Annotated in this window: 11 protein-coding genes; 7 read left to right on the forward strand and 4 right to left on the reverse strand. The window is 38.6% G+C overall.

Features of this window, described 5'->3' with window-relative positions; all coding sequences use genetic code 11:
• Position 1: 1 nt before the first annotated feature.
• Genes H4J46_RS07005 through H4J46_RS07020 form a run of 4 tightly spaced genes read right to left on the reverse strand, consistent with a single transcriptional unit; the run spans position 2 to position 5,111 of the window.
• On the reverse strand, positions 2-1,189 hold the full coding sequence (locus tag H4J46_RS07005; RefSeq protein WP_182232812.1) for an acetate/propionate family kinase: 1,188 nt from the start codon (positions 1,187-1,189) through the stop codon (positions 2-4).
• Positions 1,189-2,580, reverse strand: a complete 1,392-nt coding sequence (locus tag H4J46_RS07010) for a bifunctional enoyl-CoA hydratase/phosphate acetyltransferase (RefSeq protein WP_182232813.1) — start codon at positions 2,578-2,580, stop codon at positions 1,189-1,191. Before H4J46_RS07010 ends, H4J46_RS07005 begins: the two co-directional genes overlap by 1 nt.
• A 13-nt stretch (positions 2,581-2,593) precedes the next feature.
• On the reverse strand, positions 2,594-3,358 hold the full coding sequence (fabI, locus tag H4J46_RS07015) for an enoyl-ACP reductase FabI (RefSeq protein ID WP_220462967.1): 765 nt from the start codon (positions 3,356-3,358) through the stop codon (positions 2,594-2,596).
• A 19-nt stretch (positions 3,359-3,377) separates the two neighbouring features.
• A complete protein-coding gene (locus H4J46_RS07020) occupies positions 3,378-5,111 on the reverse strand; it encodes an alpha/beta fold hydrolase (RefSeq protein WP_310650212.1) in 1,734 nt (577 codons plus the stop codon).
• A gap of 259 nt (positions 5,112-5,370) precedes the next feature.
• On the opposite strand from H4J46_RS07020, the gene H4J46_RS07025 reads away from it, so the two are divergent.
• The 7 genes from H4J46_RS07025 (at position 5,371) to yghU (ending at position 14,976) form a co-directional block, all read left to right on the forward strand.
• The gene (locus H4J46_RS07025; RefSeq protein ID WP_182232814.1) at positions 5,371-6,513 is read left to right on the forward strand and encodes a sensor histidine kinase; all 1,143 of its coding nucleotides are present in this window, start codon (positions 5,371-5,373) and stop codon (positions 6,511-6,513) included.
• A gap of 1 nt (position 6,514) precedes the next feature.
• Positions 6,515-7,135: a response regulator transcription factor gene (locus H4J46_RS07030; RefSeq protein ID WP_182232815.1), complete on the forward strand. Its 621-nt coding sequence runs from the start codon at positions 6,515-6,517 to the stop codon at positions 7,133-7,135.
• Between the two features lie 309 nt (positions 7,136-7,444).
• Complete coding sequence (locus H4J46_RS07035; RefSeq protein ID WP_182232816.1) at positions 7,445-8,434, forward strand: permease; 990 nt, start codon at positions 7,445-7,447, stop codon at positions 8,432-8,434.
• Between the two features lie 51 nt (positions 8,435-8,485).
• Positions 8,486-8,722: a thioredoxin family protein gene (locus tag H4J46_RS07040; protein WP_182189492.1), complete on the forward strand. Its 237-nt coding sequence runs from the start codon at positions 8,486-8,488 to the stop codon at positions 8,720-8,722.
• A 463-nt stretch (positions 8,723-9,185) separates the two neighbouring features.
• Positions 9,186-10,115 (forward strand): hypothetical protein, encoded by a 930-nt coding sequence (locus H4J46_RS07045; protein WP_182232817.1) that lies wholly within the window; start codon positions 9,186-9,188, stop codon positions 10,113-10,115.
• 2,105 nt (positions 10,116-12,220) lie between these two features.
• Entirely contained in the window at positions 12,221-13,528 is a 1,308-nt protein-coding gene (locus tag H4J46_RS07050) for a site-specific integrase (RefSeq protein WP_182232818.1), read from the forward strand.
• A gap of 578 nt (positions 13,529-14,106) precedes the next feature.
• A complete protein-coding gene (yghU, locus tag H4J46_RS07055; protein ID WP_182232819.1) occupies positions 14,107-14,976 on the forward strand; it encodes a glutathione-dependent disulfide-bond oxidoreductase in 870 nt (289 codons plus the stop codon).
• The last annotated feature ends 23 nt before the right edge of the window (positions 14,977-14,999 follow it).

Consider the following 14,999-nt stretch of genomic DNA (forward strand, 5'->3'; position numbering starts at 1 on the left):
TTTAGCGACCTATGAGTAATTTTTGGGTCGCTTGGGCGATCATAACTTCTTCGTTTGTTGGTATTACCAGCACCTTAACGCTTGAGTCACCTTGGCTAATAACGCTTTTATTCTGATTATTTTTATTTTCATCTAAAATCAACCCAAGCCAAGTTAAGTGCTGACAAATTTGTGCGCGTATGGGGGCTGATTTTTCGCCAATACCGGCAGTAAACACAATGGCATCAATGCCACATAAGGTGCTAACTAGAGCAGCAAGTTCACGAGCGGCGCGATAACAAAACAAGTCAATGGCTTGTTTTGCCTGTGGGTCGTTACTTTGTTGTAGTACTTGCATGTTACTGCTAATACCCGAAACCCCCAGTAGTCCAGACTCGTTATAGAGCATGTGTTCTACGTCATCGACACTCATTTTATAATGGCGTAAAAGGTGGATAACAACACCGGCATCAAGACTGCCACAACGTTGCCCCATCATTAGACCATCAAGCGCTGTAAAGCCCATAGTTGTTGCTACGCTTTGTCTTTGCTTTAAGGCGCACATACTCGCGCCGTTGCCTAGATGAGCGACAATAACCCGTCCTGTGGCAAGTGTGCCCAAATATTGCGGTAAACAGCTAGCAATATACTGATAAGAAAGACCATGAAATCCATAACGAATAATGCCTTTGTCACTATATTCGCGCGGTAGGGCAAATAGCTTTGCAAGCTTGGGTTGTGTCGAATGAAAACTGGTATCAAAACAAGCTACTTGGGGTAATTTAGGGGCCCAGTTGGAAATGGCTTCAATAGCGGCAAGGTTATGCGATTGATGCAGTGGCGCCAGTGGTATCAGTATTTTTAAGCGTTCAATCATGCTGACCGTAAGTTTTGTTGGCGTTAAAAAGTCGCGACCGCCATGTACCACACGATGACCAACAGCTTTAATTTTATAACCTTGGTCATGATGATTAAGCCACTCAAGCAGCCATTTTATTAGCGCTCCATGTGTCGTTTGATCATTAAATGCATCAAGGTCGTTGTCGGTTAAATCACTGCCTTTAGCGTCTATGGCATAAAGTGTCGGCTTTTGACCAATATTGACGACTTTACCACTGAGTAATACCTGCGAACTAGGTGTGGCAAAGCTATAAAGCGCAAACTTGATGCTCGACGATCCTGCGTTAATAACCAGTATCGCATCGTTCATTATATAGTCTTCTTAGTATAATCGACATAGCGCTGAGCTAACACACAAGAGGCAAGTCGTGAAAGCGTTCCGTCGGCCCGACTGGTTAAAATTATGGGTACTGTCGCTCCAAGTACAATACCGGCAGATTCTGCACCCGCTAAATATATCAGCTGTTTAGCGATCATGTTGCCAGCTTCTAAGTCGGGTGCTACTAAAATGTCGGCGTCACCGGCAACCTCTGATATCAGCTCTTTGGCCGCCGCAGCAGATTTTGAAATAGCGTTGTCAAATGCTAAGGGTCCATCGATTATACCGCCCGTTATTTGCTTGCGGTCAGCCATTTTGCATAATCCAGCGGCGTCTAGGGTTGAAAGTATTTTTGAATTAACCGTTTCAACCGCAGATAAAATCGCTACTTTAGGCAGGGGTATGCCTAATGTATGTAGTAAATCGATAGCGTTTTGTACAATGTCACGCTTGGCGTTTAGATCAGGAGCAATATTGATTGCGGCATCAGTAATAAATAGTGGCTTATGGTAAGTGGGCACGTCTAATGCAAATATATGACTCATTCTGCGTTCAGTGCGTAAGCCCTTGCTTTTATGTAGTATAGCTTGCATTAATTCATCGGTATGCAATTTACCTTTCATGATGGCATCCACATTATGTTTTCGCACTTCTTCAACCGCAATTTCCGCTGCAGCATGACTATGTGGTGCCTCAATTATTTTTATGCCAGCCAAACTGCATCCAGCCTCGCCTGCCACCGCAATAATTTTATCTTTAGGGCCAATCAAAATGGGCTCAATAACACCTTGGCTTTTCGCCTCAATGGCCCCGAGTAATGATATTTCATCGCAAGGGTGCACCACTGCCACTCTAATGGGAGCAATATCTTTGGTTGATTCAAGTAGTTTCTGATAATGCGCGCCGTGTTCATGTAAATGCACTTCAGGTAATATCACTCTGGGTCGGCGTACTTTCTCGCTTGGCGCTATAACCCTAGCTTCGCCTATGATAACGCACTCGCCGTCCTGATTTAGGCATTCACATTTAAGCAAGACCTGTTTTTTGTCAGCAATTTTTTCTTTCACTGTTACTCTTACCAATACCTTGTCACCAATGCTAACCGGACGACGAAAACTTAAAGATTGATTCAAATAAATGGTACCTGGACCTGGTAATTGCGTACCCAATACGGCTGAAATAAGCGCACCACCCCACATACCATGGGCAATCACTTTATGGAAAATATCCGCTTTTGCATATTCTAAGTCAACATGGGCAGGGTTAACGTCGCCTGACATGACGGCAAACAATTCAATATCTTGCGGTTTAAGTACCCGAGTAAGTTCTGCTATGTCGCCGACAGCTATTTCATCAAAGGTCTTGTTTTCAATATATTCCATGATATTTTCTCGTTTAAGCCAATACGTGATAACCAGCATCAACAAAGGTAATATTGCCGGTAACACTTTTAGCTGCGTCACTTACAAGGCCGGTGGCTATGTTGCCTACATCTTCGATAGTGACTAGTTGGCGCTTAGGTGCTCGCGCTCTTGCGTCATTGATCAGTTCGTCAAAAAAAGCAATGCCAGAGGCTGCGCGTGTTTGTAATGGGCCCGGAGAAAGCGCATTAACTCGAATACCTGCTGGGCCAAGTTCGGCCGCTAAATAACGTACCGACGACTCCAACGCTGCTTTTACTGGCCCCATAATATTGTAATGTTTGACCACTTTTTCTGCGCCATAGTAACTAACCGTGAGTAAGCAGCCGCCATTTTTCATTAAAGGTTCTGCTTTACGTGCCATACGAATAAAAGAATGGCAAGAGATATCCATTGCCTGAGAAAAGCCTATTCGAGAACAATCAGTGACCCGCCCATGTAAGTCGTCTTTTGGGCAATAGGCAATTGAATGTAAAATAAAATCTAATTCGCCCCAAGTTGAAGCAATACGCTGAAAAACAGCATCAAGTTGGCTGTCATCTTGCACATCCAGTGGTAACAACATTTCAGCGTTAACCTCAGTTGCCACGGGTTCGACATAGGCTTTACTTTTTTCATTAATATAGGTGATAGCGAGTTTTGCACCTGCTAATGAAAATGCCTTAGCACAGCCTGCTGCGATAGATTGCTCATTGGCAATACCTACAACTAACCCTCGTTTTCCTTCGAGTATCTTCATCTTGATTTTCCTCAAGCTTTTAGTTTTGCAATATATAAGTGCCAGGAGCATCACACAGTACACTAATTTTTTTGTTTGGCGCACCCATGGTAGGTGGGGCAGTTAATTTACTGGAATGGTTATGCAGCCACTTTGTTAACTCTGGCCACCACGACCCCTCATGATGTGTTTGCTTAGCTTCCCAGCTGTTTGGGTCAGTATATTTAGCATCTTTTTTAGTGGTGGCTATTTGGTAACTTCTGCGTGGATGCCCAGGCTCGCTCACTATGCCGGCATTATGACCACCGCTGGTTAACAAAAAGGTAATGTCATTATCACTCAATAAATGAAATTTATAGACTGATTTCCAAGGGGCAACATGGTCTTTTTGCGTGCCAACAACAAATGCAGGAGCGCGAATATCAGAAATAGAAATGGGTTTATCGTCTACAAGATAGCGACCTTCAGTCAGGTCATTATCTAAAAATAGCTTACGTAAGTATTGTGAATGCATTTTATACGGCATACGAGTGGTGTCGAAATTCCACGCCATTAAGTCGTTAACCGGTGTGCGTTTACCCATTAAATAATCATGTACCATGCGCGACCAAATCAAGTCATTTGAGCGCAGTAATTGAAAAGCGCCCGACATTTGCTTAGCGTCTAAATAGCCTTGTTCCCACATCATGTCTTCTAAAAAGCTAACCTGGCTTTCATTAATGAATAACATTAATTCACCGGCTTCTGAAAAATCAACTTGAGTGGCCAACAATGAAAGTGATTGAATTCTATCGTCACCGTCTCTAGACATGGCAGCCGCGGCTATTGAAAGCAAAGTACCGCCTAAGCAATAACCAATACCATGGACTTTTGCTTTACTGGTGATTTTACCTATGGTATCGATGGCATCCATAACGCCATACTTGCGGTAATCAGCCATGCCTAAATCACGGTCGTCTTGGTCTGGGTTTTTCCATGAGACCATAAACACGCTAAATCCTTGCTCGGTTAGGTATTTTACTAGCGAGTTTTGAGCTGATAAATCAAGAATGTAGTATTTCATGATCCATGCCGGGACGATTAGAATGGGCTCTGGACGCACCTGCTCTGTTACGGGTTCATATTGAATTAGTTCAATTAAGTGGTTGCGATAAACCACCTTACCTGGGGTAACAGCAATATTTTTGCCAACCGTATATTCTTCAGTACCCATAGGTTTTTTATTACCTATATTGCGTTGCATGTCGTCTATCAGGTTTTTCATACCCCGGACTAAATTTTTGCCACTTTCTTGTTTAGTTTGTTCCAGTAATTGCGGGTTGGTTAGCAAGTAATTTGAGGGTGAAAATATATCCAACATTTGCCGAGTGGCAAACTCAACCACATTCTCATGCTGTTGAGTGACACCGTTGACATCGGTTGTTGCATTTGACCACCACTGCTGGTTGAGTAAAAACGACTGGGATAAAAGATTAAATGGCCACGTTTGCCAACTAGGGTCGCTAAAGCGTTTATCGAAGGGTAAAGGTACTATGCAAGGCTGATTTTGACCTTTCTGTGTTGCGCACTCGCTAAGATAGCCTGTGAGTCGAGTAGACTTTCTCGTCGCTTTTTCCATAAGATGAGCTTGTTTACCTGGCGATAACGCTAAATGAACAGCCCAATCAGCATAGGCCGCCATGAGTGAGCTTGGTGATAACCCTGACGTCAATTTAGACATGGCGGCATGTAGCGTTTTATCCATAGCATCATATTGCGAATTTTCTTTTTTCACTTTATATTCCTTAAATATGTAGTCATCGGCAATTACTGCTGCTTATTTGGTTAAGTGGCCTTGTATTAGCTTATTTTGCCCAATTAAATTAATGGTGTTTGTCGAACATGCTCAATAATTTAATAAGTATCTATAATTTATCAGCGAATAACTTCCCTTAACAATTGGTGATTGCCGCACGCACATGTGGATAACCACAATTGGCTCAGGGTTTAAAATTCAATATACTGATTTCATTTTCAAGTTCATTCAGATCCTTATGAAGACTGAACCACGCCTGATACAACTATCTGTTTTTCTGCAAAATTTATCGCAGACGGTGGCTTTGTGGCTGGCTTTATTAACTGGACTTGGTGTGATGGCCATTCAATATGCCACTTTGTTGCATAGCATAGGGGAAGGGTATTCGCTTTTTACTTTAAGCTTTGCTCAAGGCAGTCAATTCAATCGTCATTTAACGATTAGTTTGTTACTGAGCATATTGTCTGGGCTGTTGGTCTATCAAGGATTGATATACAGAATTAGAACTCAGCAATTAAAAAACAAAGCCAAGTATTTAACAACCTTGTTTCAAAAATTAGCGGGAACTACTCATCGCTTTATTATGGATGCAAATGAGGTGCGTATTGAGGGAATTTCGAGTGATATCTATCAACAACGCATTGCTGAAGATTGTGCTCGTTTACAGACAGAAGAGTTGGCGCATTTGGCTCGCTTAAATGCACTGGGAGAAATAGCGTCTGGCATTGCCCACGAAATTAATCAGCCACTTGCGGCAATCTCTTTATTTGCTCAAGCAGGAAAACGTTTGCTGGCTTGTGGTCAATACGAACGTGTTCCCGAGGTGTTTGACAAATTAAGTCAACATGCGCAGCGTGCTGGTGTAATTATTGAGCGTATACAGTCAATGGCTAAGCCACATAATCGGGTCAAAAAATTGGTAGGCTGCTATGATTTAATCACTGAGGTTGCTCAACTCGCCCAAGCTGAAGCTCGCTTTTATGATATTAAAATAGAGCTAATTATTGCAAAAAAACTGCCTGGGGTCACAATAGATGTAATGCAAATTCAACAAGTTATATTAAACTTGCTGCGCAATGGTATGCAGGCCATGAGTGCAATTAATTGTCGTAATGGTAATGAAATTTTCTTAAAAGCTAAGATGAATAACCGTAATGAATTAGAAATTGGAATTGTTGACAGTGGCGATGGTATATCAGAGCAAGCTGGAAACAGTTTATTTAAAGCCTTTTCAACCACCAAAGAAACGGGCATAGGCATGGGTTTAGTGATCAGCCGAGCGATTATAGAGGCACATAACGGATTGATTAAATTTTTTAATAATAAAAATTGTGGTGCGACCTTTTATTTTACTTTGCCTACCACTAAGCGAGACAGCTAATATGCAAGTAGAACAAATAGTGTATGTTGTTGACGACGATGAAGGGATTCGAGAAGGCTTAAGCCTGTTATTAGAAACTACTGGGCAATTAGTTAAATCATACAGCAATGCGGCTGACTTTTTAGATGACTACGACAAGACAATGCGCGGTTGTCTTATTCTAGATATACGCATGCCGCGTATGACCGGTTTAGACTTACAAAAACAACTGAACAATTATGGCGCTTCGCTACCCATCATTTTTATTACCGGTCATGGCGATATTCCTATGGCGGTTGAGGCTATGCGCCAAGGCGCGCTCGACTTTATCCGCAAACCCTTCAGAGAGCAAGACTTACTCGACAGAATTAATCAAGCCCTTTTGATTGATGCTAGTAGGAGTAAGCAACAACATGATCGTAGCATGACACTAAGAAAATTGGCCTTACTGTCTGAACGCGAACGGCAAATCTTTGAGCGTGTGGCAAAAGGAGAAATGAACAAAGTTATTGGCCATAACCTTGGCATAAGTGAAAGGACAGTTGAAGTACACCGCTCACAAGTCATGAAAAAACTTGAGGTCAAAACTTTAGCAGAACTTGTACGCTTTAAACTGCAAGAAGAAATATCGACACTCAGTTAACTCATCATTTTTTTTTAACCAGATAACTCATGAAGTAAAGCGAGTATATTTCAAAAATAATTTGGTTAATTTTTCTTTGTTATGATTCCATTGTTAATGGCGATTTTCTGAGGTCATCGCTTGTTTAAAGACCCTAAGTTATTATTTCATCATTTTTCTTAGCAGGGCATTATTTTTTTTGTGCTAGATAAATTTATTGTTACCCGATGTTTTAGTTTTAGCACTTTATATCTATCTTTAAAGGATAAACTTTACTAACTGTGTTGATTTTTAGTTTATCAGTTATAGGTAAACCAATAGGGAATGCTTATGTTTCAAGTATTTACAGATTTAGCTTCGTGGTTAGTTGTTGATATATTCGGCCTGTCAAAAGCAACAAAGTTAGGCGACGCATTGCATTTTTTTATTGAAGATACCACTAAGATTTTTTTTCTGTTACTCGTGATGATTTACGCTATTGCCTTGTTAAGAGCGTCAATGAATATCGAACGTGTTCGTGATTATTTAGCCGATAAACATAAAGGTGTTGGTTATTTATTAGGCTCAAGTTTTGGCGCAATAACACCATTTTGCTCTTGTTCAAGCATTCCGGTATTTTTAGGTTTCACTTCTGCGGGTATTCCTGTGGGAATAACTATGTCATTCCTCATTACATCACCGCTGATTAATGAAGTAGCCGTATTATTGTTATTGAGTTTATTAGGCTGGAAGTTTACGGTGCTTTACGTTGTTGTGGGTATGTCGGTAGGTATTTTAGGTGGCGTTTTTCTTGATGCAATCAAAGCTGAACGTTGGTTGCAATCTTTTGCTGCAAAAGCTTTAGCACAAGGCAAAAACACTTCTTCAGAGAAAGCTAAACGAACAGCAGCTTTATCCCTAAAAGAAAGACATGCTTTTGCCAAACAAGAAATGTTAGAAATATTCTCTCGCGTATGGAAATGGGTCATCATAGGTGTGGGTTTAGGATCTGCTTTACATGGTTTTGTGCCTGATGGTTGGATTCAAGCTCATTTAGGTGATGGTCAGTGGTGGTCGGTTCCTGCTGCGGTATTACTTGGCATCCCGTTATATTCTAATGCCACTGGCGTTATTCCTGTTATGGAAGGTTTAATTAAGCAAGGGTTGCCTATTGGTACAACACTCGCCTTTTGTATGAGCACTGTTGCGGCAAGTTTTCCTGAGTTTATTTTGTTAAAGCAAGTAATGCAGTGGCGCTTATTAGCCGTGATTTTTGTGCTATTACTTATCGCCTTTACATTAATTGGTTGGATTTTTAATTTTTTAACACCGTTTATTTAAGCGTTGAATTTCAACGCGTTATTTTAGGTCTACATTAAAGAGGAAACGCTAATGAAAGAAATAAAAGTACTAGGTACGGGTTGTGCTAAATGTATTAAAACAGTAGAAATAATTTCAAAAATAGCCAGTGAACTTAATATAGATATCCAAATAAATAAAGTGACTGATCCCGAAATAATTATGGCTTATGGCGTAATGAGTACACCGGCCATAATTATTGATGAAATAAATGTGCACAGTGGCTCTATTCCCCATCGTCAAGATATCGAATTATGGTTACAAAAATAGTGCAGGTGACATTGCATAGCTCAGTATTTGTTACGGTAATTACTGAGCTATGATCAAAGATGCTAAGTTTATACTCGACTGTTATATGTGTTTAGACACCTGCCGTTCAGCAGCCTTTATAAATAACTAACCTGTTTTAAAGTGAGTGCCAGCTGTGCACCAATTAGTAAGACAGTTAACATTTTGATGTTTTTATAAACTATAAAATTAATTATCAGTGGAATTAGTTTTAACTTTTGAGTCAGATTAGTTGTCTTTCGGTAGCATGCCTTTGTAATCAAGAGATAGTTTGTATTCTTAGCTATTGCAGTATGATTTTTAAGACAGGTTAGAATATTATTTGCCTCTGCAGAGGTTATATTTATTATCTTAGCCATAATTAAATTTTACCCAGATACTGTTTATTTATACAGTGTATTTTGGTAATATCATTTAAACCTTATTTAGCTCATCTCAAGTGACCATGACAAAACAAAAAATCAGCTTTGAACAACGTTATGATGAAATAGGCCAAAGCCTTAAAAGCTATTTTGCTACTTTAGACCTAGCACAAAAAACCTTTGTAAATTACTGCAAATTTAATGGCCGATTATTATTTATAGAAGAACAAAGGTTCAACGAAAAAGAGCAGGGGTTTTCAGAACAATATAAAATAGTGACAGCCTTACAAAAAGTTCTTGCTTTAGAGTATAACGATGCACCCAGTTCTTATGCGTTGCCGGGTAGTACGGAAACTTTTCACGCGGTTATTGCACTGCCAACAGAATGTGCAGAAACCATTATGGATATCAATGAGACAAAGCATCTTATTGGTGAGTTACTAGCTTCAACAGTTGACGCTAGAACAAAAGTTGATGGCAATTGGATACCGATGAATAAAGAATTATTGCGCGCTATTGGCAGACCTAGAGCCAATATTAAACAAGTTAAACGTCGTTTGAATGTGCATAAACAGCAATATAGCCGTATTTCATACAGTGGCACTTGGCAACGGCCAAACTATCGTAAAACATACGAAGATGTTAAAGCCTTATTATCTCAATTTACTTCAGAGCAAGCTAAATATGACCGAGAAACTTTGGATAAATATAAACACCTTAAAAGCTTCGCGTTATATTACGATAAACATTACAGCTCAATGGACGGTAACTTTAAACTAAATGAACCAGTCATAGTAAAGCATAAAGATGGCAGTGAATCAGAAAAAAGTATTTTGACACAAAAGATTTCATCTCCTATTTATCTATTGTGTGAAGGTGATGTCAAAGATGTCGATGTTGAGGTTCGCTATAAAATTAAAGAAAATAAAAATACCCGTAGCTCGTTTAAAGTGGTGATTGAAGAAAAGCCTATTCTTAAGTCAGTGCCGGTTTATTTATATCATGAGGAATAACTGATTAAAGGTTGATTGATTTTATTAGTACTCAACAACTACTCTGATGACTAAAGGTTATAATGAGCATCTAAAAGCGATATAAATAATTTTTATGATTAGGGTTAGAACAAAAGAATATATTTTTTAACGTGATGTTACACAAACACTGTGACCATCTAGCTTGAAAAACATATAGAATCAACACACAACACGAACCTTACAGGTCTGAATAAAGTCAAAGCAACCCAAATTTAAACCTAAGCCGAAAGAAAGGGGGCTAAATTCTACGCGAAGTTCTACCGAGCATGTTGAAACGTCAGTTCACGCGGACAATTACTGAGTCACCGACAAAGCTACTTCGTTTAGTTAGCAACAACTTTTTTGGTTAAGTGCGGTGGTTCAGCAAGCGCCCATTCTTTTATCATATCTTTCGGCTTAGGTTTAAAGTGGACGATTTTTTATAATATACATAAGGTTGTCAAGGGCTATAAGCCAATTTAAATGAGTTATTTAGGTAAATGTTGATCGATATATCCCTTATAGTATCTTGGTACTGTAGCGAAGAGACATCACGTAAAGAAAGTGAATTTTTGGTAACGAATGTTGATATATTAAAATAGAATTTTTTATGCTTATGAATATCATAAGCATAAATATTGGTTGAGAACAGAGAAGTGCTTATGTAATGGATGAAGCTTAAAAAGGGTGCTTAGTGCCATATTTTTTATGGTGTTCAATAATATTAATTTTATCTTTTAAACTAAATGCAAAAAGAAATATAATTGATCACTGATATTATTTAAACATGAAAATGACATCATCAACAGAGATGATGTTTAAATACATAAATACATATTGGATTAGTAAATTAATACCTGATTAAAACAACATTTGCAATGGAACCCTGATGTACAAAAGACAGTTAAAAAGCATGAGCAGGAATCCTCAATAGGTAATTTCATCTACTATGAAGTAACGGTAAAACCAGAGCGATTAACTACCATATTGAAGATGTAGCAGCTAAAGCGATACAAAGACATAAGCCTGGTATTCATAGAAAGACCTCGTCGCCTAAAAATAATCTTGTATTAATACATCTGGTAACAGAAATTCGTGTATTTATATTTCAACGATTAGGCTTAGTACCTTCAAGTAGGCCCACACAGCGAATTCCAAACATTTCAAAACCAAGTATTCCTTATTAGAAAGCTATTTTTTTAGTACCGATGCATGATTTTAGTGTGACGTCAGGCAGTATTGCAGCTAAATAACATCTCGCGCAGAAGCCGAGTATTACTTCCAAACATAAAAATAGATGGTGATAGAGACGGTGTTCCTTGTGAAAACGAGACACTATTTTAATCTCATCATGGATAAGAAGGAGCAACACCAAAATTACTTGGCTTTTCATAGAGAAAGTAGGTTTAAACAATTTTTTGTTAAGATATTTTGTAATAAAAAAAGTTGATGAAAAATTAATTTAATTATAACTTATAAAAGGTTCGGTACAATAATGCGAAAATTAACTTAACCGAGAAGCATGAAAAGGTTTTTTTGCTGTTGCTTGGGCGATTACAGATACGGAAGTTTAAACGCAATATATGAATTATCACAGAAGGCAGTTATTCATTATTTGTAGTTTTAGATGACGGCAATACAGAAGGCTTGATATCGGTAGAATGCCATGACACGAAATCATTCAAAACATCTTTTAGTGAAATAGGCTTATTTGGTAATCAAATTACATCAGTAAACGTGATGCTACGTCAAAAGTAATGAGGTAAGCCTCACAATAAAACATTTCATGCACGTAGCGCACGCTCAAAAATAGTGGTAATTATTATAGGGAATACAAAGCCGCTAATTCAAATGTGAATCAGCGTTATATTGGTAAATCCGTTTTACTTAAAACATAAAATGTTAAAGCAGGCCACTAAAAATATGTGAATACGTTTGCAAGCATTGACTGGAATGTTCAAATAGTATGTTTAGTTTAAGAGGTGATTACAGGGCAATAGGACTGCCCTGTAATCACCTCCACTATGTCCGATACTCTATAATATTGGACATAGTGGGGTAGTTCATTTATAGTGGCTTCACGTAGTATTTTATTGAGCTAGCTAATGTCTGTATTGAAAAATCGACCTGAGCCATTATTTCCAACTTACCCTGAGTTATGTGAATTTACCTTTGAAGATTATCCAACCGTTAAAACTTTATTAACACCCGACATTGCATTGGACTCTGAATTAGACTCTAAGTCTATTTCTGTGTCTGAAATAGAATCTGGACCTCAAGTATGGTGGTTAGAACATTGGCATTGGGGAAAAGATTTTTTAGCCTACACAGGTCGAAATAAATCTGCCCATACTTACGATCGTTTTCGCAATGAAATTGAAAAGTTTCTGCTCTGGAGTTTCTTTATAAACAAAACCCCCATAGACAGATTAAGAAAAACTGACATCTTACAATATGCTGATTTTTGTTGGAAACCACCCGTAACCTGGATTGGTACCAGCAATCAAGAACGCTTCAAATTAGCTAACGGCTATTTTGTCATTAATGAGCATTGGCAACCTTTTAAAATTCAAGCAGCAAAAAGTCAAGTTATTAAAGATGTTGATAAGAAGAAATATCGTCCGTCTCAACAAACATTAACTTCTTCATTCACTGCTATTATTGTTTTCTACAACTACTTAATGGCTGAAGAACTTTGCTACGGTAACCCTGCACAAATTGCTAAAAAAGACTGCAAACATTTCATTAATGACGTTCAAGTTAAAGAAGTTAAACGCTTAACCAATAGTCAGTGGCAATATTTGCTGGATACTGCCACTGATATGGCAGACGAAAACCAGTCTTGTGAGCGAAACTTATTCGTTATTGCCGCATTAAAAACCCTATTCCTAAGGGTATCAGAGCTTAGTGATCGTGAATTTTGGTCACCTATAATGGGGCATTTTTGGCAAGACGAAGATGAAAACTGGTGGTTTAAGGTATTTGGTAAAGGCCGTAAGCTTCGTGATACGACAGTACCGCCCGACTTTATGAGTTTTCTAAGCCGGTATCGATTGTCTCGCGGACTTTCTCAACTCCCGGCGAATGGTGAAAATACCGTTTTAGTTGAAAAAATACGCGGGCAAGGAGGCATGAGTTCTCGTCATTTAAGGCGTATTGTACAGGAAGTTTTTGACTTGGCTTATCAAAACATGAAGCAAGTTGAAGGTGAAAACCGAGCGCTAAAACTTAAAGAAGCTTCTACCCACTGGTTGAGGCATACAGGTGCGAGTATGGAAATTGAAAGAGGTCGCGCCTTAAAGGATCTTTCAGAAGATCTTGGTCATGCTAGCATGGCAACTACAGATACTGTTTATGTCCAAACCGAAAACAAAAAACGTGCTGAAAGTGGCAAACGCCGAAAAGTTGATTAATCTCAGAATCTAAAATATCAAAATAACTTACAACGAATAAACATCAGGGCAAACAATGACAGTTGCCCTGCTGTCACAGAGATAAATTTGTTTAAAACAGCTTTGCCATTGCTCGATATCACCACTGATAAAGTTGTCTTGCTAAATTTTTTGGACATGATAACAGCTGTCTTCTCCAAGTAACATCAGATGCAATATTTTGACTTCACTGCCATTTTTTTTTACAATTTGTCGGCGATATTTCGCTTAGATATAGCTCATTAGGCAAATATTCTAGTGTTAGTGTTGTAAACTCTACACAGGCGTCATAACCAAGATGGTCTATAACTTAGCGAAAGTAAGCTATTTTTTATCTTTCGGTGCAGTAACACTGATAACGTAAGCATCTTTAAAGCCATGAATGGGATGTTGCCACATTCTAGCATGGTAATTTTCTTTATTTTCAATCCGAAAATATAATATGCCTGGTTATTATTTCACTGGTCGCAATCAATATAAAATTTTAATAAAAAAACTAGTATGTTATTAACTTTAAGCATAACGTATCAACCGTATAATTTATAAATATTGGAGCAGGTATGAGTGACGAAAATCCATATATCCCACCCAAAGTATGGCAATGGAATACTAGCAATGGTGGTAATTGGGCAAACATTAACCGCCCTATTTCTGGATCAACACACGATAAAGTATTAGAACAAGGTAAGCACCCTTTTCAGTTGTATTCACTCGCAACGCCCAACGGCGTTAAAGTCACCGTTATGTTTGAGGAGTTACTGGCCTTAGGTATACAGGAAGCGCAATACGATGCCTTTTTAATTGATATTAGCAAAGGAGATCAATTCGGTAGTGGCTTTGTTGAAATTAATCCAAACTCAAAAATACCTGCTTTGCTAGATAACAGTAATGAGCAATCAATTCGCTTATTTGAATCTGGTTCTATTTTATTTCACTTAGCTGAAAAATTTAATGCCTTTTTACCCAGTAACAACAAACGTGCTGAATGTATGTCTTGGCTATTTTGGCAAATGGGTAGCGCACCTTATCTTGGCGGTGGCTTTGGCCATTTTTATGCTTACGCACCTGATAAAATAGAATATTGTATTGATAGATTTTCTATGGAAGTTAAACGTCAACTCGATGTACTCGACAAGCATCTTGAAAACAATCATTACTTATGTGGTGATGAATATACCATTGCCGACATTGCTATTTGGCCTTGGTATGGTGCACTTGCTTTAAATCGTTTATATGATGCCGCGGAATTCCTAGATTTATCGTCTTATAAACATCTAATGCGTTGGGCAGAAGCAATAAATCAGCGACCAGCAGTAAAACGTGGTGTTATGGTCAATAAAACCTGGGGAGAGCTAGCGAGCCAGTTACATGAACGACATGATGCCAGCGACTTTTTAGAACGTACACAAGATAAACTAGCCGAAGAGTAGTTTAAAAGCAAAAGAGCGTATGA

Origin of the sequence: Colwellia sp. MB02u-6 (genome assembly GCF_014077095.1) — a bacterium.
Lineage (GTDB): Bacteria > Pseudomonadota > Gammaproteobacteria > Enterobacterales > Alteromonadaceae > Cognaticolwellia.

Coding starts and splice junctions, on each gene's coding strand:
- yghU (WP_182232819.1), top strand. CDS start 14,107: ATGAGTGACGAAAATCCATATATCCCACCCAAAGTATGGCAATGGAAT.
- H4J46_RS07045 (WP_182232817.1), top strand. CDS start 9,186: ATGACAAAACAAAAAATCAGCTTTGAACAACGTTATGATGAAATAGGC.
- H4J46_RS07025 (WP_182232814.1), top strand. CDS start 5,371: ATGAAGACTGAACCACGCCTGATACAACTATCTGTTTTTCTGCAAAAT.
- fabI (WP_220462967.1), bottom strand. CDS start 3,358: ATGAAGATACTCGAAGGAAAACGAGGGTTAGTTGTAGGTATTGCCAAT.
- H4J46_RS07005 (WP_182232812.1), bottom strand. CDS start 1,189: ATGAACGATGCGATACTGGTTATTAACGCAGGATCGTCGAGCATCAAG.
- H4J46_RS07040 (WP_182189492.1), top strand. CDS start 8,486: ATGAAAGAAATAAAAGTACTAGGTACGGGTTGTGCTAAATGTATTAAA.
- H4J46_RS07035 (WP_182232816.1), top strand. CDS start 7,445: ATGTTTCAAGTATTTACAGATTTAGCTTCGTGGTTAGTTGTTGATATA.
- H4J46_RS07030 (WP_182232815.1), top strand. CDS start 6,515: ATGCAAGTAGAACAAATAGTGTATGTTGTTGACGACGATGAAGGGATT.
- H4J46_RS07050 (WP_182232818.1), top strand. CDS start 12,221: ATGTCTGTATTGAAAAATCGACCTGAGCCATTATTTCCAACTTACCCT.
- H4J46_RS07010 (WP_182232813.1), bottom strand. CDS start 2,580: ATGGAATATATTGAAAACAAGACCTTTGATGAAATAGCTGTCGGCGAC.